The following is an 18,056-nucleotide window of genomic DNA, read 5'->3' as shown; positions in this document are numbered from 1 at the left end:
CCGCGGCCTTTCAGCGGAGACACGTCACATCATGGGTCACAGACTGAGCAAGATCGTTACGCGGACCGGAGACACCGGCACCTCCGGACTCGCAGATGGATCACGCCTGCCGAAATGGGATTTGCGCTTTGAAGCGATGGGGGATGTCGATGAGCTCAACAGCCACCTCGGCGTGCTGCTGACGCTAAACCTGCCGCAAGAGCTTGCAACCGTTCTGCTCGATGTGCAGCAGCGCCTGTTCGATATCGGCGGCGAATTGGCGATGCCGGAGTATCACGCGATACGCGAGGAGCACCTGGCAACACTGGATGCGGCGCTGGAACAGTTCAACGCTTCATTACCACCACTGAAAGAGTTCATCCTGCCTGGCGGCAGCCCAGCAGCAGCACAGGCGCATCTTGCCCGCGCCGTTGCGCGACGGGCCGAACGCGCGCTGTGGCGCACGCACGAGAACACGCCATTGCAGCACACGTTCAGCCTGCGCTTCCTGAACCGCCTGTCCGATCTGCTGTTCGTGATGGCGCGAGTGCTCGGGCGCTCCGCCGGTGCGGCCGAATCAACCTGGCAAAAGCGCGGCGGCTGATCAATCGGCGAGCGTATTGCGCACGCGGTCAATTCCCGCACATAGCTGCGCAATGCCGCCGAGCACCCGCGGCGACTGCCGCGTCAGTGTGTTGGCATCGACGATGACGTGACGCGCCGGGTCCGCCGCCGGCATCACCGACAGGCGGGACCACAGGCGCGCGATCGCTGCAGGATCTTCCTGCTGTGCATAGATCACCACCTGCGGATTCGCCGCGACAATCGCTTCCAGACTGATGGCGCCAGCGATCGCCGGCATCTCCGCGAACACATTGTCCGCCCCGCACAGGTCCAATGCGGCGTGAATCGGACTGCTGCGATTGACACTGAAGGGCGGATCCGTTTCGGTGTGATAGAACGCACGCAGACGTCTGCGGCCCGCGTACTGTGCGCGCAGTGTCGCCAGTTGCCGACGATAAGCCTGCGCCGCCCGCTGCGCCACAGGCGTGTCTCCGGTCAGCGCGCCGACGCGTTCCAGTGCATCGGCGATGTCATCAAGGCCACGCACCGTCACCGCCTCGACATGCAGCTTCAACGGTTGCAGTCTGCGCAACAATTCCGGACTGTTGCCGCCATCCCAGCTCAACACCAGATCCGGATGCAGCGCCAGCACCGCTTCGAGATTGACGCTGTATGCGTTACCGACCTGCGGTCGCGCAGCGGCCTGTGGCGGAGCGTCGGTATAGGCAGCGACACCGACCAGACGATCGCAGGCCCCCACCGCGCACACCAGTTCGGCCAGATGCGGCGCCAGCGTCACGATGCGCTCGGCCGCCTGTGCAGACACCGCCGCCAGCAGCAGCGCAGCAGCAGCCATCAGGCGCATCAAAGCAGGGTGCCAGTCGCGACCAGGACGAAGCCGGCGAGCAGAATCAGCAGGCTGCGGGTCTGCATATGCAGCACCTCGTGCATCATCGCCTCGAGGCTGGCCGGCACCACCGGCGAACCATCTCCTTCTTCGGAGCCCAGCGACGCCGCCGGAATTTCCGCCAGTAACGCCCAGGTCTGCGTGCGCCATTCGTGTTCGGGCTCGCGCAGCAGGCGGCGCCAGGCCTGCAGCGCATCGTCGAGGCTGCCTGCCAAGGCATAAACCAGTGCCGTGATGCGCGCCGGAATCCATGCCAGACCGGCGTGCAGCCGATCCGCGGTCCACAGCGCCGTACTGTCGGGCGCATTTTCCGAAAGATAGCGCGGCAAACGGCTCGCCAAGCGATACAACACGGCGCCCGCAGGGCCGGCAACGAAAAACCAGATCAGCACACCAAACAGCTTTTCATGCGACTGGATGAACAGCGCGCCCATCAGCGAGCGATGGCTTTCGCCCGGATTGGGTCCACGCTGCAGCGCGCGTGACAGCTGGGTCACCCGCACCAGATCGCCGTGCTCGCGCGCACGCAACAGTTCGTGCACCTCTTCCGCCAGGTCGCGGGGCCCCAGACACAGCAGCAGAATGGCCGCGGAAACACTCAGTTCAATCAGCGGGTCTTCGAGCTGCCCGCGCAGCCACCAGGTCACTGCGGTCGGCAGCGCCACGACCACCAGCGGCAGAATCCCTGACTGCCACAGCCGCTCGGGAGTCAGCACATGGACGCCGCGCATCACGCCGAGAAAAATCACCGGTCGGCCCCACCCCGGCACGTGGCCCAACAGGCGTTCCATGCCCAGCGCAATGAGGATACCGATCAAGGTCATGGCAGCTACTTTATCCGATCACGCAAACCAACCCGGAAGCGTGGCCAGTCGAACGCCGGCCCCGGATCAGTCTTGCGACCCGGCGCGATATCGCTGTGCCCCACGATGCGCTCCGGCTTGATCCGCGGATAGGTCCGCAGCAACGCAGCACTGACGCGAATCAGCTGCGCGTACTGCCGCGCCGTATAAGGCGTCGTGTCAGCACCTTCAAGCTCGATGCCGATGGAGAAATCGTTGCAGCGCTCGCGCCCGCTGAAAGTCGACACGCCGGCATGCCACGCGCGCTGATCGAACGCGACGTACTGCGTCAACCGGCCATCGCGACGGATGCACAGGTGCGCGGACACGCGCAGCTGGCTGATCGTTTGAAAGTACGGGTCCGCCGTGGGGTCGAGCGTGTTGGTGAAGAGCGCGTCGATCCACGGGCCGCCGAAGCGCCCCGGGGGCAGCGAGATGCCGTGAATCACCAGCAGGCTGATGTCGTCAGGGTCTGGACGGTCATCGCAATTCGGTGACGGCACGCGTCGCGCGCGCTTGAGCCAGCCGCGGTCGCAGTCCAGACTTGGGGTTCCGGAACCTTTCCGACGCTTCGCACTCAATTCAGTCATTGGCGCACAGTTTCGCCGAAATCCTCAGGGGACATCATGACCGACGCAACGCGCTGGATGAAAGCCATCCGCATCGCGACCGTGACCATTGCGGCATTGCTGGCCAGCGGCATCAGCCACGCCGCCGAATCCGATTTTCCGGATCTGAAAATTCCCTACGAGCGCCATGTGCTTTCCAACGGACTGACCCTGCTGATTCACGAGGATCACAAGGCTCCGGTGGTGGCGGTAAACGTCTGGTATCACGTTGGCAGCAAGGATGAGCGACCGGGACGCACCGGCTTCGCGCACTTGTTCGAGCATCTGATGTTCAACGGCTCGGAGAACTACAACGACGAGTTCTTCCGCCCGCTGGAGCCAGCCGGCGCAACGCAGATGAACGGCACGACCTGGTACGACCGCACCAACTATTTCCAGAATGTACCGACCAGCGCGCTCGACATGACCCTCTGGCTGGAATCCGATCGCATGGGGCACCTGCTCGGCGCCATTGATCAGGCCCGGCTGGATGAGCAACGCGAGGTGGTACTGAACGAGAAGCGCCAGGGTGAGAACGAACCCTACGGCAAAGTCGATGAACTGATTGCCGACGCAACCTATCCAGCAGGGCACCCCTACTCGTGGACCACGATCGGCTCGGCCGACGACCTGAACGCAGCAACGCTGGATGACGTCAAACAATGGTTCCGCGACAACTATGGCGCGGCCAATGCCGTGCTGGTCGTCGCCGGCGACATCGATCCGAAAACCATCCAGGCCAAGGTCGAGCACTATTTCGGCGACATTCCGCCGGGACCGACGCGCGAACACCCCGGCGCCTGGGTTGCAAAGATGCACGGCACCAAGCGCGCCACCCTGCAGGACCGCGTACCGCAGGCGCGCATCTACAAGGTCTGGAACATTCCCGGCTTCTGTGAAACCGACGCCAACCTGTTGTCGATGGTTGCGGCCGTACTCGGAGACGGCAAGAACAGCCGCCTGTACAAGCGCCTGGTCTACCGGGATCGCAGCGCAACCGCGGTCGATGTAAGCATCGGCCCGTTTGAGATCGCCTCGCAATTCACGATCGACGCCACTGTCGCCCCCGGCGCAGATCCTGCCGCGGTCGAGCGCGCGATCGACGAAGAGGTCGCGAGTCTGCTGAAGGATGGACCAACGCGCGCAGAACTCGAACGCGTGCAGACCAAAGTCTTCGCCGGTGCGGTGCGCGGGCTGGAGCGCATCGATGGCTTCGGCGGCAAGTCCGCGACCTTGGCGCAGTATCAGGTCTACTGCGGCACACCGGATCGCTACACCGAGGAACTGCGTGAAATTCGCGACGCCAGCTCCAAGCAACTGCGCACGGTGGCACGCCGCTGGCTCGACGACGGTCAATTCGTGCTCAACGTCGAACCGTTCCCCGAATACACCTCGGCAAAGGAAGGGGCCGATCGCAGCAAGCTGCCGCCGCTGGGCAAACCGCCGGCATTGAAGCTGCCGCCGCTGCAACGGGTACAACTGGCCAATGGCCTGACCTTGGCAGTTGCCGAGCGGCACGCTGCACCGGTCGTGCAATTCACCCTGATCGCGGACGCCGGCTTTGCCGCCGACGCCGGCGCCAAGGCCGGCACCGCGCGACTGACCATGGACATGATCGACGAAGGCGCCGGCGACTACGATGCCCTGGCCCTGTCGGCGCGTGCGGAGGCGCTCGGCGCGGTGATCGGTGCCGGCTCGAATCTCGACACCTCCTACATCGGCCTGAATGCGTTGAAGGCCAAGCTTGATCCAAGCCTGGACCTGTACGCCGATGTCGTTTTGCGACCGCAATTCCCGGCCAAGGAGCTGGAGCGCTTGCGCCAGCTGCAACTGGCGCGGATTCAGCAGGAAAAGGCGCAGCCCTACGGCATCGCCTCCCGCCTGTATACGCGCCTGATCTACGGCGAAGGCCACGCCTACGCCAATCCGCGCAGCGGCAATGGCACCGAGGCCAGCGTCGCCACGATCAGCACCGACGACTTGCGCGCGTTCTATCAGCACTGGGTGCGTCCGGATCAGGCAACCTTGCTGGTGGTCGGCGACACCACCTTGGACGAAATCCGTCCACTGATCGAGAAGCGCTTCGGTAGCTGGACCGCACCCGACACCGCGGCGCCGAAGAAGCAATTGGACACGGTGGCACTGCCGAAGCAGCCGCGCATCTTCCTGATCAACCGCACCGCAGCCGAGCAGTCGCTGATCCTGGCGGCGCATCTCGCCCCGCCGAAATCCGATCCGGACGATCTGGCGATGGAAGTCGCCAATACCGCACTTGGCGGCAACTTTGTGTCGCGCATGAACATGAACCTGCGTGAGGACAAACACTGGAGCTACGGTGCGTACACTGTGGTCTCCGGCGCCAAGGCGCAGCGCCCGTTCTTTGCCTACGCGCCGGTGCAAACCGACAAGACTGTCGAGTCATTGGTGGAAACGCGCAAAGAGCTGGAACGTGTGATCGGCAAGCAGCCGCTGTCGGAGGACGAACTCGAGTTTGCGCGCGACAGCCTGGTGCGGTCGCTGCCCGGCAACAACGAGACCGCAGGCGACATCGCCGGCTCCTACACCACTGTGCTCAGCTACGGCCTGCCGGACAGCTACTGGAACGACTATGTAACCCGCGCGGAGGCATTGGATCTGCAGCAGGTCAACGCCGCAGTGAAGCGTCTGGTGCACCCGGATGCGCTGACCTGGATCGTGGTCGGCGATCTGTCCAAGATCGAAGCCCCCATCCGCAAACTGGGTTGGGGCGAAGTCACCGTGCTGGATACCGATGGCAAGGTCGTGCGCTGAATGCGCATGACCTTCAGTCAGGAAGGCGCTCCAGCAAGGCGGTCAGGCTGAGCCAGAACAGCTCGTCATTGGCGTAGCCGCTGAAGCGGCCGATTTCCCGGCCAGCGTCGATCAGCACAAAGGTCGGCGCGACAGCCGGCACCTCGACGCCATACAAATCATCAGGTTGCGCGGCGTGGATTTCGACGCGTCGCAGCGGCGCCCGCTGGTGTTCGGCTGTCTTGGCGTAGATGCCGCCGACTTCATGCTCGAACAGGCGGCAGGGACCGCAGCTGGGATCGGTGTACATCAGCAGTTCTGCCGCCGAAAGCGGCGACGCAATGGCGGACAACAGTAGCGCCACCGCCAGGGCACGCACGGATGCGTCAGGCAGGTGATGCCCTATTGCTTCCCGCATGCGAGATTGGCCGGCACTGCAATATCCATCAAACGCGGATTCGGCAGATTCAGTGAAGTCATGATCTGCACATACTCGTCCTCGGTCTTGCCGGCCAATCGTGGATTGGCGCGCTTCTCTTCGCCGATGCTCGATGCGGTCCAGCCCTTGTAGTCGTGTCCGGGGTAAACCAGCGTATCGTCGTCGAGACGGAAAAGAGTGTTGACGATCGAATTCCAGGACTTGCGGGGATCGCCGCCCTGAAAGTCGGTGCGCCCTGTGCCACGGATCAGCAACACGTCGCCGGTGAAGACCGCTTTCGGTCGATCCGGTTGCAGCACAAAGCTGAACGATTCATCCGTGTGTCCCGGCGTGTACAGCGCCTGCAGACGGATGCCGTCGACATCAAGCATCTGACCATCGACGACGCGGCTCGACACGCACTGCGCGCGGGTGAATTCGCCCATCACGGTCACACAGCCGGTGCTGTCGCGCAGATCACCCAGCGCCGTGATGTGATCGGCATGCGTATGCGTATCGATCGCCGTCACCAGCTTGAGGTCCAGATCGCGGATCAGTGCGAGGTAGTGCGGCAGCTGTTCCTTGACCGGGTCGATGATCAAGGCTTCACGTCCGCGCGCGGAAGCCAGCACGTAGGTGTACGTGCTCGAAGCCGCATCGAACAGCTGCCGGAAAATCACGCCGTAACTCGCGTCTGCAGTCGCATGTCTACGAGCCGGAAAGATTCGATGCGGACGGCAAGCCCGCACGCATCATCTGTCGCCGGGTCTGCAACAGGGTCACGCGATCGCTCAACCACATGCCGGCAATCATCGCTGCAACAAACACGAAGAACTGCGGCACGCCAGTCGCCAGCGCAACGATCGCAGGTCCGGGGCACAGCCCGGTGATGCCCCAGCCGATTCCAAACAGCGCGGAACCCGCAAGCAGATTGAAATCCAGATCCTGCTTGGTCGGCAGAACGAACCGCTCTTCGAACATCGGCCGCTTCAGCCGCAGCAACCAACGGAAAGCCGGCGTGGTCAGCAACAAAGCGCCTCCCATGACAAACGCCAGCGACGGATCCCAATGCCCGGCGAGATCGAGGAATGCGACAACCTTGGCCGGGTCAGTCATTCCGCCCAGACTCAGGCCAATTCCGAATAGCAGGCCGCAAAGCAGTGCCGACAGGGATTTTCTGAGCGTCATAGCACGTGATGCACGATAAAGACGGTAAGCATGCCGCAAGCCATGAACGTGATAGTCGCCACGATCGAACGCCGCGATGTACGCGCGATGCCGCAAACCCCGTGCCCCGAAGTGCAGCCACTGCCCATCCGCGTTCCGAATCCGACGATCAGCCCGGCCAGAGCCATGCCGGTCCAGCCGGTCTGCAAGGTGTGCTGCAGTGCGCCCGGCCACAGCAGCGCGAACACCGCTCCGCCCAGGATCAGGCCGACGATGAACATCGCGCGCCAGGACCACTCCGACATCACTCGGGCAGACGGCAGAATGCCGGCCAGAATGCTGCTGATCCCGGCAATGCGACCATTAATGCCCAATAGCAGCACCGCCGAAAAACCTATCAACAAGCCACCGGCCAGCGAGCGCAACCACTGCTCCGGTTGAATCACAATCTCCACGTCTGCCTCCCCTCATTGGCGTGCACGCCACTCTGGCAGTCGGTAGTATCGGAGGCAACCCCGTCAGCATTTGTACCGCGGACCTGGCCCATTAACTGCTTTGCGTAAAACACCCCCGCACCGGGGTAGAGGGAATCCACATGCCGTCGCCCGCCAAATCCAGCAAGTCCGCCCGTCCGGCAAGCAAGAGTGCTGCTGCGCCAGCGGCGCTGACTCCGCCCTCCCACCAGCAGGACGTGGTGCATCGTCTGCGCCGGGTCGAGGGCCAGATTCGCGGTGTCCTGACGATGATCGAACGCGATGAGGACTGCGATGCCATCGCGCAGCAGCTGGCTGCCGCTCGCAAGGCGCTCGACCGCGCGTTTTACGAAATGATGGCCTGCAGCCTGGAAATGGAACTGCAAGGCACGCCAACGGACGACAAGGCCCGCGAACGCATTGCCGAGAAGACCCGCCTGCTGGCCAAGTACGCCTGAGGCGGCTTGGTGATGGGCCGTCAGACGCGGAACCGCCTGCGTCATACCAGACCTTGGTTGTCGCCGATGCCGATCAGACGCGGCTGATTGAGCGTCGGCACCGTCACCGTCTTTCGATCGCGCAACCATTGCGCCACCACATCCCAGATCGGCTCGCCGCTGGCATTGGGCTGCACCGATGCCCAGCCGGCCACCTTGTAAGTCTTGCTGGCGTCGAGCGGCTTGCCGTCGAGCCGCATGTCCTGAATCCGCTGCCCCATCACCGCACCGGGATCGATGGCATAGGTCAGCCCACCGACGCGAACCATGTCTCCACCCTGCTGGTAGTAGGGATCGGGGTTGAACAGATTGTCGGCAACATCTTCCAGCACGGCTTTGACGCGCTCGCCGCTCATCTCGGTCAATGTCGTGCTGGGATAGGTGATCGCGGTCTGATCGAGAACATGCTCCATTGTGATCGGGCTGCCCGGCAACAGGCTCGTGCCCCAGCGAAAGCCCGGCGAAAATGCGATCTGCGCTTCGCGCACATCAAGCATCGCGTCGACGATCAGCTGGTCGAAGGTGCCGTTGAAATTTCCACGGCGATAGAGCAGATCTTCCGTCGTCGCCAGGACCTCGCCGAGCTGCTTCTCGTAAGGCTTGCGCACGCGCGTGATCAGCGCCTGCATGCCGGGGTCGGCCGGCAGTGCATCGGCAAACACGGGCAACAGACGATACCGCCAGTCGGAGATCTTGCCTTTCTTGACGTCAAAATCGAGCACGCCGAGGAACTTGGCGTTGCTGCCGGCATTGGTCACCAGCGTCTTGCCGGCACCGTTATCGACCAGCACCGGCTGAGGCATGCCGTCATGCGTGTGCCCACCGAGGATCGCGTCGAGACCGCGCACACGACCGGCCAGTTTCAGATCAACGTCCATGCCGTTATGCGACAACAGCACGACAACCTGGGCGCCTTTGCCGCGAGCTTCGTCAATGACTGACTGCAGGTGTTCTTCCTGGATGCCGAAAGTCCAGTTCGGCACCAGATGCCCCGGGTTGGCGATCGGCGTATACGGGAACGCCTGACCAATGATCGCGACCGGAACACCATTCATCTCACGCAGGGTGTAGGCCTCGAACACAGGATCGCCGAAGTCCGCGGTGGCCACGTTCTGCGCCAGAAAATCGATCTTGCCTTTCAGCGGCCCGCTGACCAGTTCCTGGACGCGCTCCTCGCCCAAGGTGAATTCCCAATGCGCGGTCATCACGTCGACACCCAGCTGCAGGATCGCATCGACCATGTCCTGGCCTTTGGTCCACAGAGCTGTACCGGAGCCCTGCCAGGTATCACCCCCATCCAGCAGCAAGGCACCGGGACGCGAAGCCTTCAGCTGCTTGACCAGGGTTGCTAGATGCGCAAATCCGCCGACCTTGCCATAGCGCTGCGCCGCCGCCTCGAAATCGAGACAGGAGAATGCATAGGCTTCCGGTGTTCCGGGCTTGAGCCCGAACTGCTTCAGGAAGTTGGCGCCAACAATGTGCGGCGCTCGATTGCGCGCCTCGCCAATGCCCAGATTGACGGACGGTTCGCGGAAATAGATCGGCTGCAACTGCGCGTGCGAATCGGTCATGTGCAACAGATGCACATTGCCGAAGCGCGGCACCTGATACAGCCCATCGAACTGCGAGCCCGCCCACGCGCTACGTGGCGTCAGCGGCATTCCGGCTGCGGCAGCTGCCGCCAGCACCTGCAGAAAATCACGCCGATTCATGTGCCCGCTCCTGTCCTACTGGTTGACTGGTGAATCCAGATCGAACAGATACGCCATCACATCCTTCAGCTGTTGCTCTGTCAGAATGCCAGCATCGCCGAAACGCGGCATGTGGGAACAAACGTTGTAGACGTGTGAATTCCACAAACGCGTCCAGGTGTATTCGAGAATCGCCGGGCTGGTGCCGCGCAGCTTGCCGTACTGGCTCAGACTCGGCCCGAGCGTGCCATAGGCGATTTCGCTACCTGCCATCTGATGACAGGCATAGCAGTTACCGCCGTTAGGCTCGGCCGGATCGTCCGAATACTGCATGCCCTTGCCCGTCTGCGCGATCTTTTCGCCCGCTTTCCAGTCGCCAAGATACTGCCCGTCCGACGGCGGCTTGACGCGCTCCTGCGCGCTGCGGCTGATCGACTTGGCCACCTCTGCGGAAGGTTCGCTACTCGCCGGCTGACTGCAGGCCTGCTGCATCGGATCGCGCTCGAGCCGGTCCATGCCCGCCTGACCATGCGCCTTGAACGACGCGGCAACATTTCCCAACGGATCCGACTTGCCCGCCGCAGCGGCCAGCATCGAGGTACAGCACAGCGCAGCGCCCAGCAGGCCCCACTTCACAGTACGGTGCATGTCAGTCTCCGCTAGCGTTTCAGGCCGGGAGCGTTCATCGGCTCTCCGTTGGCCATCACGCCCAAATAGGTGATCAGTCCGATCGCAATATCCGAACCGAACTGCAGCTCGGGCAACCGCTGCTGCCGCACGCAATCTCCCATGCGCCATTCCATCGTACGCACGGTACCTTCGGAAATTCGGTAGCCCGGCCACGTCGAGTAGGCCTTGCGTGCTTCTGCCGCCTCGGTCAGATTGGGCAATGCCTGCAGGCGGATGCGCTTACCGCTCTGTGAATGACAGGTCGCACAGGAAAAGTCATGCGGCCCCGCTCGGTAGTAGAAGAATTCCTTGCCGCGCTCATAGGCCGCACGCTCCTGCGCGTGCGACTGCGATACCTTGATGGGCGCGCCACGCGATCGACCCGCAATGAATGCCGACAGCGCTTCGAGATCGCTGGGCTGTTCGCCTCGCCCCGAGAACGGTTTGGCGACCAGATCCTTTTCAGAAAATCCCTGCAGCGTCACCATGCAGTAGACCAGCCGTGTTTCCAGATCCATCACGTGCTTGGTGTCAGCAAAGTAACGCGGCAGCTGCGCGTAGGCGCCATCCAGCTTGCCCGGCCCAAGGCCGAGATCGCACTTTTCCAGCGACGCTTTCTTCGGCCCACGCACCTGCGACCACAGATCCTCACCCTGCAGCTCGATAAGCTCGGCTGGATTGTCATCCCCGAACATCTCGCGGTACTGCGCGAAGACGTTGTCGCCATCATCCTGCGCAACGGCGCTGTCCGGTACGGTCAGTACCGCCAATGAGACCCAAGCCAGTGCGGCAAAGATGCTCTTGTCGATTTTCATGCCTTGGATACTCCGGAGTCGACGCCGCGAGGTGGTGACGCAACGTTCAGGACAGCGTCGCCTGTTCGGTCTGCGACTCGCCCAGATTGTCGACCCACTTGATCGTCACGGTGTCACCCGCAGCGCCGCCCTTGAATTGGAAATTGAGGAACGGATTCTGCGAAACCGCCGGCCCCCAGTAGGCATGCAGCACCAGCTTGTCGTTGTGGGTGGCGGTGACTTCAGTAATGTAGTGCGCAGGGATCGGTTTACCTTCCGCATCCTTGCGCATGCCGGTTTCCATCGGGTGCGACATCAGTGCCTTGACCTCGGTGATGCCATCGGTGGTCTTGGCTCGAATCCGCATCGGGCTTGCCATGGTGTATCTCCAGATTGATTGCGTTGACGGCGAATGAACTGCGCGGCCTTAGCCGCCGCAACCGCCGAGCGTGACTTTGGTTTCCTTGGACGCGCTGTAAAGCTTGCCCCCGGCCTTGACCACCGCAATCAGGTTGCAGGTCTGCGCAACCTTGACGCGCAGGCTGACGAAAGGCTCCGTCCCTTCGGGAATCGTGAAGGCGGCCGCAAGCGGGTTCGGGTTTTTCTCGACCAGAATGTAGATCTCTTCGGTCCCCGGAAGCTTGCTCGTGACGTTGATCGGCACCACAGCCCCGTTCTCCGCGATATCAGGTGTCGAGAGATCAATCTCGGCGCTTGCCGTCGGTGTGCCGCCCAGCCCCTTGTAGGTGCCTTCGAGATCCTTTGCGACGAATGCTGCCTCGGGACGCACCGCAGCGGCCAGCGCGCGCAACGGCCACATTGCCGTCGTCGCCAGCGCTGCCAGCGCGCTTCCGCCAAGCTTCAGGAATGATCTGCGGGGGTAATTCATATCAACTGACTCCGTGGTTCTTCGGTCGGTGCCACAATCGGCGATCAAAGTGGGTTCATGCTAATGCTTGGCGCCGGCGGCCAACCATTCGACAATCGTCTGGATCTCAGCATCCGTCAGTTGCGGCTGCGGCGGCATCGGGATCGATCCCCAACTACCGGAACCACCGTTGCGGATGCGACCACTGAGACGGCTCACAATATCAGCCTGCCCATGATACTTCTCAGCCACGTGGCTGAACGCCGGGCCAACAACCTTCTGATCCATGCCGTGACATCCGGTGCAGCCGTTGGCGGCAAGGATCGCCGTCGGCGGTCCAGGCGTCTTGTCATCGGTCGCTGCCGCTGCCGGCGCGGCGGCGCCTGGCTCAGGCGTTGGCACCCCGCGGACCGGACCATACTCCCGATTCTGCTTTGATAGGTCACCGTTGGCGCCACGCGCATAGTCCGGCAGCGACGACAGAATTGTCGCCTCCTTCTTGCAGTTCTTCATGCATGCGGTGTTATGCGTATCCGGCTTGCCGTCGATCGTCCACATGCCGTGGTCACGGGTCATGCCGTTGCGATTCGGCATGCGCTGCTGAACCTCGGCGATGTTCTCATTCGATAGCACATAGTCGTTCGGCACGATCTCGGCCAAATTCAGCAGATACGCAAGAATCGCGTAGACCTGATCTGTACTCAACGACTTGGGCGCATTCCACGGCATCGCACGATTGATGAAGTCCCACAGGGTCGACACCGTGCTGACCTTGGCAATGGTGGTGCGCACCGCGCCACCCTTCTTCAGCGAAGCGACGTGCCCGGTTTCGATGTCCTCGGTGGTGGTGTTGCCGATCAGCGGAGGAAACACATGGTTGGCATCGCCGAAGTCACCATGACAGCTAGAACACTTCTCGATCCACAGTTCCTCGCCGTCCTCGACACTCCCGGAACCCGGGGGTAGTCCGAGAAAATCCGGGCGCACGTCAATGTCCCAGGCAGCGACTTCAGCTGGCGTAGCATCCCGCCCGACACCCGCATAGTCGGCCTGCGCCGTCAGCGTGACGGCGGCGGCAAAGCATCCAAACACTATCGGTAGGCGCATGGCGGTCACACCTGCACGTTGGAAACTTCGCCGGACTCGGCGACTTTCCACGACTGGATGGCGTTGTTGTGATACACCGAACGCGTTCCCCGCACTTCGCGCAGCTGCGTATAGGTCGGCTGCACAAAACCGGTGTCGTCGATTACCCGGCTCTGAAGAATCGCAGGCGCGCCATTCCAGACCCAATCGATGTTGAACCGTGTCAGCGCCTTGGGGAGAACGGGCTGTTCCAGCCTCGCGGCATGCCAATTGATGCCGCCGTCAAACGACACGTCGACGCGCTTGACCTTGCCACGTCCCGTCCAGGCCAGACCGGTGACGTTGTAGAACCCCTTGTCGATCAGCTTCTGCCCGCCGGACGGGCTGGTGATAACCGACTTTGCCTCCTGAATCGTCGCGTACTGGCGCTGCATGCCGTCCGGCATCAGATCGGCGTACTGCGACGTTTCATCCTTGGCATTCCACGGCTTGTCTCCAACCTCGAGACGGCGCAACCACTTGACCCAGGACACGCCCTGAATCCCCGGCGCGACTAGGCGCAATGGATAGCCATTTTCCGGCCGCAGCATCTCACCGTTCATGCCGTAGGCCACCAGACAGTCGTCGAGCACGCGTTCCATCGGCAGCGTACGCGTCATGCTCGAACCATCAGCGCCCTCCGCCAGAAGATATTGCCCCCGCTTGCGATCGAATCCGGCATCTTCCAGCAGGGTTGACAGCAGCACGCCGGTGAATTCAGAACCCGATAGCATGCCGTGGGTGTATTGCACCGTTGGGACCGCGACGTTGCCCCACTCCATTGCCGAGTTGGCTCCGCACTCGAGAAAATGGATGCGCGAAACCGATGGCAGCCGCATCAGATCGTCCATGGTGTAGACGCGCGGCCGCTTGACCAGACCATTGATCATCAACCGATGCCGCGAAGGATCGATTTCCTCCCAACCCTGGTGATGACGCTCATAGTGCAGGCCCGACGCGGTAATGATGCCGAACATGCCCTGCAGGGGCGTGAACGCGACGGAGGCCTGCGACACGCTGGCCAGCCCCGGACTCTCGCGCCGCACCAGATTCATTTCATACTTCGCTGGCGACCCATACGGACGTGATGCTACGGGTTTGCCCAGCGTAGTCGTCCATGGCGGCAGATTCAAAATGTCCGGATCACCCTGTGCCGGCGCAGCCAGCGCCTCGCCCAACGGCGCGGCGGTCAGCGCCGCACTGGCGGCAAGGAAACTCTTGCGCAGAAATGCGCGGCGCGTCTCGTCAAAGCCGTGTTGCTTGACCTCGGCAATAAACTGCGGATCAAGGAACGATTCTGGTGCCTTGAGCAGACGACCTGGACGGATTTTCTTAGACGTCATTGCAGCCCGCCCTCGGGGCCAGCGAGCCCTCTCAGCAAAACCTGTCCGCGGCACGCGCCCGGATGTAATAGCCGACGGCGCCCCTGATAACGGGGACAGCCAATGCCGACAGCGCCTGTAGTGTGTGCTCTCATCCTCACCTCGCACGGTGTCGCACTATATTCATGCCGTCTTTGCGGCTAGAGCAGCGCGTGACTTATACGTCGATATGTTATACCCCCGAGTGTATCTCAAGTCCAGCGAGCATATACAAGCCCCATGCAGTCACTTATTCGACCCACTTTTGCCGCCGCAGCCGCCCTGCTGGTATGCACCCTGTGCGCCTGCGCACTCGCCCGGACACCAAATGAGATCATCGCCCAGGATCCTGAACTGATCCCGCAGGCCGTGGCCAAAGGCGCCTGGTACTTTCGCGGCACCTCCGGCGTCGCCGCCGCCGACAATCGTGGCTTCACCAGCAATGCCGGATTCGTTGTCACCGCTTCGGGGGTGGTGGTATTTGATGCGCTGGGCACCCCAGCCCTGGGATCGGAAATGATCGATGCCATCGCACACGTGACCGACCTTCCCATCAAGCTGGTCATCATCAGTCACTATCACGCCGACCACATCTACGGACTGCAAGCCTTCAAAGCCGCAGGGGCGACCATCTGGGCACGCGATGCGGGCCAGGACTATCTAAGCTCGGACACCGCGCGTGAGCGCCTGACGATTCGCCGCCAGGAACTGGCGCCATGGGTCAATTCTGATACTCAACTGATCCCTGCGGATCGCTGGATCCGCTTCGGCGACGAGCGATCAATCCCGTTCGAGTTTGGCGGCATGCATTTCGAGCTGATTGACGGCGGCGACTCGCATTCGCCAAGCGATCTGATGCTGTACGCGCATGAGCCGAGCGTGCTGTTCTCCGGCGATCTGTTCTTCACCGGTCGGCTGCCCTACGTTGTCGGCAGCAATACCCGAAACTGGTTGGGGGCGCTGGAACGGATGGCGCAGATTCACCCCAGGGTTGTGGTGCCCGGACATGGCGCCGCATCGCACGCGGTCGAAAACGACCTGAAAATGACGTACGACTATCTGCAGTTCCTGAGGCAACGCATGGGTGATGCCGCAGCCCAGCTAGAAGATTTTGATGAAGCCTATGTCAAGACCGATTGGTCGGCATTTGCCAATCTACCCACCTTTGCCGACGCCAACCGGCGTAATGCCTACAGTGTATTTCTGGAGATGCAGGCAGAGCTGCTGGAAGCTCCGCCGCATTGAATGAATGACACCAGTGGACGAGCGCGTCGCCCACTGGTGTCTTCAATCCAAGCCAATGAAATCGATCAGTCGGTCACACCAACGACCGGATGGCCCAGCGTGGTCCATTCATGCATCGATCCGTCGTACAGGCTGACGTTCTTACCGCCCATGATCTCGCTCTCGACGAACCAGGCCCCAGCGGCCATATGCCCGGTGTTGCAGTAGGTGATTGCCGGCGCATCCGTGGAAATACCCTGCGCTGCCAGCACACCGCGATATTCCTTTTCGCTCAGGAATTTCTGCGAGATACCGACGCTGCGTGTGCGCACTTCCCCGGGAAGGCTCTTGGCACCAGCGACATGCCCGCCTGCCGTCACGGCCGGTTTCTTGAACTTCAGCCCCAGATACTGATCCAGCGGGCGCGCATCAACCAGTTGCACTCCACCTTTCGTAGCCTTCTCGACGTCCGCAGTCTCCGCTAGGTAAGCCTTGCGCGCCGCAGAAGCCTTCCAGTCGCCGCGCGCAGCTGACGGCTTGTCGGTGCTGACGGCGTATCCCGCCTCGAGCCAGGCCGCATTGCCACCGTCGAGGATCGCCATGTCATCGGCGCCATAGACCTTCAGCGTCCAGTACAGGCGCGCGGCCTCTTCGACTTCGCTTACGGTTTCCCCGGGCGAGGTGATTACCAGCGCCTTGCCCTTGGGCACGCCCGCGGACTGCATCAGATCTTCGACGTAAGCCTGATCCGGCAGCAGCTTGTCGATCTTCTTGCCATCAATCTCGCGACTGACACGAAGCTTGCCGAACTCAACCAGTCGCGCTCCATCAATGTGCCCACCCGCTGCGACCAGTTTCTTGGCCCCGGCATCTCCGGACTCGTACTCCGGCGCCTGCGTAAAACTCTCTGCATCGTCGCGCACATCGATAACGACGACGTCGCCGGCGTGCTTGTTGAGCCACTCCGCCGATACCACCGGTCCCGGCACGCCGCCGGCAACCGCGGCCATTGAACCCATCGCCAACACCATGGCGGACACACTTGCCAACACAGATACTTTCATGACGCTGCCTCCAGTCGATTGATTTATGCGCGGGCCGTCAGCGCGTCGAGCGCCACCGCCTGCTGTGCGAGTGAAACATGGAATTGACTCAATATCGTGACGCGGCGGTCGTCGAACAGCCCTGGGCGCGGCTGACCTCCGCGCAATTCACGCAAGCGCTGATCACGTGCGCGCAGCAGCCAGCGGAGCTGCGGCCGAAACACCTGCAACAATGCCGACAACCACGCGTGGACACGCTTCAGGCCCTGCGGCGCCCGCAATACGAAGCCGTCGATCAGATCCAGGACCTTTCCCGCGGGTTTCCAGCACTCGTCGGTAATCCAGCGATTGGTGGTGAACAGCCGCAGCGGCAACCCATGCGCGTCCACCCCGATGGCAGCCAGGTGCGTGACGCCACCAGCACGGTCGGCGTCGGCGAAGACGTGAAAATGACCGTGCTCCGCGCGCGTAGCGCCGTGCCCCGGGTGGCAGTGGTAGTAGTAGCGGTAGCCGCTCCGCGGATCGTGAGCGTCGCCTTCCGGCAGGTGCTGCCAGATCTTCGGAGCCGCAGCAGGATCAGCAAGCTCGTTGAGGATTGAACGGCCTAACCGCGCCATTCGCACCATCTGCTGCGTCAACCTCGCCGCCGCTGCGGCAGACCGCTCCAGCTCATCGGTGCCACACCGCGCCAGCAGCTGGGTTGCATCAAGCTTCGGCTCCAGCGCGCCGTAGCGGGCAACCATGGCTCAGGCGCCGCCGCCGATCTCTCAACCACCCACCGCGCAGGGACCCGCAGGCCGCTTCTTCTTCTTGGCAGGGGCGCAAGGATTGCTTGCATCGCGCTTCTGTTCAGGTGCCGCTGTCGTCGAACCTGTGGTCGGCTCAGCTGACTGCGAAGCGTCAGGACTCGCCGACGCTGTCGGGGCCGGCGAAGGCTCCGCCGCCATGTCCTCGGCTGCGGCCGGCATCGCCGCGACGCTGCTCAGAGCCAGACTCAGGGCGCCAACCGCACTGGCGAGCGAACTGCGGGGGGACTTCTTGGACATCATCATCTCCA

Annotated in this window: 21 protein-coding genes; 4 read left to right on the top strand and 17 right to left on the bottom strand. The window is 62.5% G+C overall.

Annotated features, from left to right (window positions below; genetic code table 11):
* The first annotated feature begins 31 nt into the window (after positions 1-31).
* Positions 32-583, top strand: a complete 552-nt coding sequence (locus E4T66_RS01010) for a cob(I)yrinic acid a,c-diamide adenosyltransferase (protein ID WP_136847050.1) — start codon at positions 32-34, stop codon at positions 581-583.
* Here E4T66_RS01010 and E4T66_RS01005 read toward each other — a convergent pair whose 3' ends face one another.
* From E4T66_RS01005 to ampD, 3 genes are read right to left on the bottom strand one after another with little or no spacing between them, the layout of a single operon-like run.
* On the bottom strand, positions 584-1,408 hold the full coding sequence (locus tag E4T66_RS01005; protein WP_136847049.1) for a helical backbone metal receptor: 825 nt from the start codon (positions 1,406-1,408) through the stop codon (positions 584-586).
* The gene (gene ampE / locus E4T66_RS01000; protein WP_136847048.1) at positions 1,408-2,274 is read right to left on the bottom strand and encodes a regulatory signaling modulator protein AmpE; all 867 of its coding nucleotides are present in this window, start codon (positions 2,272-2,274) and stop codon (positions 1,408-1,410) included. The genes E4T66_RS01005 and ampE overlap by 1 nt, the downstream gene beginning before the upstream one ends.
* A gap of 5 nt (positions 2,275-2,279) precedes the next feature.
* Positions 2,280-2,882: a 1,6-anhydro-N-acetylmuramyl-L-alanine amidase AmpD gene (ampD, locus tag E4T66_RS00995; protein ID WP_136847047.1), complete on the bottom strand. Its 603-nt coding sequence runs from the start codon at positions 2,880-2,882 to the stop codon at positions 2,280-2,282.
* A gap of 36 nt (positions 2,883-2,918) precedes the next feature.
* On the opposite strand from ampD, the gene E4T66_RS00990 reads away from it, so the two are divergent.
* Entirely contained in the window at positions 2,919-5,690 is a 2,772-nt protein-coding gene (locus tag E4T66_RS00990) for a M16 family metallopeptidase (RefSeq protein ID WP_248679343.1), read from the top strand.
* A gap of 13 nt (positions 5,691-5,703) precedes the next feature.
* Here the strand turns inward: E4T66_RS00990 and E4T66_RS00985 are convergent, their stop codons facing one another.
* From E4T66_RS00985 to E4T66_RS00970, 4 genes are read right to left on the bottom strand one after another with little or no spacing between them, the layout of a single operon-like run.
* Positions 5,704-6,087, bottom strand: coding sequence for a YbbN family protein (locus E4T66_RS00985; RefSeq protein WP_136847046.1), 384 nt, complete (start codon positions 6,085-6,087; stop codon positions 5,704-5,706).
* Positions 6,072-6,767 carry an MBL fold metallo-hydrolase gene (locus E4T66_RS00980; protein ID WP_136847045.1) on the bottom strand — a complete coding sequence of 232 codons (696 nt, stop codon included), beginning with the start codon at positions 6,765-6,767 and terminating at the stop codon, positions 6,072-6,074. Before E4T66_RS00980 ends, E4T66_RS00985 begins: the two co-directional genes overlap by 16 nt.
* A 28-nt stretch (positions 6,768-6,795) precedes the next feature.
* Positions 6,796-7,275: a DUF6691 family protein gene (locus E4T66_RS00975; RefSeq protein WP_169577415.1), complete on the bottom strand. Its 480-nt coding sequence runs from the start codon at positions 7,273-7,275 to the stop codon at positions 6,796-6,798.
* Complete coding sequence (locus E4T66_RS00970) at positions 7,272-7,709, bottom strand: YeeE/YedE family protein (RefSeq protein ID WP_211242696.1); 438 nt, start codon at positions 7,707-7,709, stop codon at positions 7,272-7,274. Before E4T66_RS00970 ends, E4T66_RS00975 begins: the two co-directional genes overlap by 4 nt.
* A gap of 140 nt (positions 7,710-7,849) precedes the next feature.
* Here E4T66_RS00970 and E4T66_RS00965 point away from each other — a divergent pair, with 140 nt between their 5' ends.
* Positions 7,850-8,185 (top strand): metal-sensitive transcriptional regulator, encoded by a 336-nt coding sequence (locus tag E4T66_RS00965; protein WP_136847044.1) that lies wholly within the window; start codon positions 7,850-7,852, stop codon positions 8,183-8,185.
* Between the two features lie 41 nt (positions 8,186-8,226).
* Here the strand turns inward: E4T66_RS00965 and soxB are convergent, their stop codons facing one another.
* Genes soxB through soxC form a run of 7 tightly spaced genes read right to left on the bottom strand, consistent with a single transcriptional unit; the run spans position 8,227 to position 14,714 of the window.
* Positions 8,227-9,936, bottom strand: a complete 1,710-nt coding sequence (gene soxB / locus E4T66_RS00960) for a thiosulfohydrolase SoxB (RefSeq protein ID WP_136847043.1) — start codon at positions 9,934-9,936, stop codon at positions 8,227-8,229.
* A 15-nt stretch (positions 9,937-9,951) separates the two neighbouring features.
* Positions 9,952-10,563, bottom strand: a complete 612-nt coding sequence (soxX, locus tag E4T66_RS00955; protein WP_136847042.1) for a sulfur oxidation c-type cytochrome SoxX — start codon at positions 10,561-10,563, stop codon at positions 9,952-9,954.
* A gap of 11 nt (positions 10,564-10,574) precedes the next feature.
* Positions 10,575-11,399, bottom strand: a complete 825-nt coding sequence (gene soxA / locus E4T66_RS00950; RefSeq protein WP_136847041.1) for a sulfur oxidation c-type cytochrome SoxA — start codon at positions 11,397-11,399, stop codon at positions 10,575-10,577.
* A 46-nt stretch (positions 11,400-11,445) separates the two neighbouring features.
* Entirely contained in the window at positions 11,446-11,757 is a 312-nt protein-coding gene (gene soxZ, locus E4T66_RS00945) for a thiosulfate oxidation carrier complex protein SoxZ (protein WP_211242695.1), read from the bottom strand.
* 48 nt (positions 11,758-11,805) lie between these two features.
* Entirely contained in the window at positions 11,806-12,267 is a 462-nt protein-coding gene (gene soxY / locus E4T66_RS00940) for a thiosulfate oxidation carrier protein SoxY (RefSeq protein ID WP_136847040.1), read from the bottom strand.
* A 60-nt stretch (positions 12,268-12,327) separates the two neighbouring features.
* Positions 12,328-13,353 (bottom strand): c-type cytochrome, encoded by a 1,026-nt coding sequence (locus E4T66_RS00935; protein WP_136847039.1) that lies wholly within the window; start codon positions 13,351-13,353, stop codon positions 12,328-12,330.
* 5 nt (positions 13,354-13,358) lie between these two features.
* Positions 13,359-14,714, bottom strand: coding sequence for a sulfite dehydrogenase (gene soxC, locus E4T66_RS00930; RefSeq protein WP_136847038.1), 1,356 nt, complete (start codon positions 14,712-14,714; stop codon positions 13,359-13,361).
* Positions 14,715-14,972: 258 nt separating this feature from the next.
* On the opposite strand from soxC, the gene E4T66_RS00925 reads away from it, so the two are divergent.
* Positions 14,973-15,977 (top strand): MBL fold metallo-hydrolase, encoded by a 1,005-nt coding sequence (locus E4T66_RS00925; protein WP_136847037.1) that lies wholly within the window; start codon positions 14,973-14,975, stop codon positions 15,975-15,977.
* Between the two features lie 65 nt (positions 15,978-16,042).
* Here the strand turns inward: E4T66_RS00925 and E4T66_RS00920 are convergent, their stop codons facing one another.
* From E4T66_RS00920 to E4T66_RS00910, 3 genes are read right to left on the bottom strand one after another with little or no spacing between them, the layout of a single operon-like run.
* Entirely contained in the window at positions 16,043-17,020 is a 978-nt protein-coding gene (locus E4T66_RS00920; protein ID WP_136847036.1) for a sulfurtransferase, read from the bottom strand.
* A 23-nt stretch (positions 17,021-17,043) separates the two neighbouring features.
* Positions 17,044-17,742, bottom strand: coding sequence for a DUF6969 family protein (locus tag E4T66_RS00915; protein WP_136847035.1), 699 nt, complete (start codon positions 17,740-17,742; stop codon positions 17,044-17,046).
* A gap of 24 nt (positions 17,743-17,766) precedes the next feature.
* Positions 17,767-18,045 (bottom strand): hypothetical protein, encoded by a 279-nt coding sequence (locus E4T66_RS00910; RefSeq protein ID WP_136847034.1) that lies wholly within the window; start codon positions 18,043-18,045, stop codon positions 17,767-17,769.
* Positions 18,046-18,056: the final 11 nt, after the last annotated feature.

This window comes from Sinimarinibacterium arenosum (assembly GCF_005047655.1).
Classification (GTDB): Bacteria; Pseudomonadota; Gammaproteobacteria; order Nevskiales; family Nevskiaceae; genus Solimonas.
The sequence above is the reverse complement of the archived record's forward strand: the minus strand, read 5'-3'. Positions and strand labels throughout refer to the sequence as shown.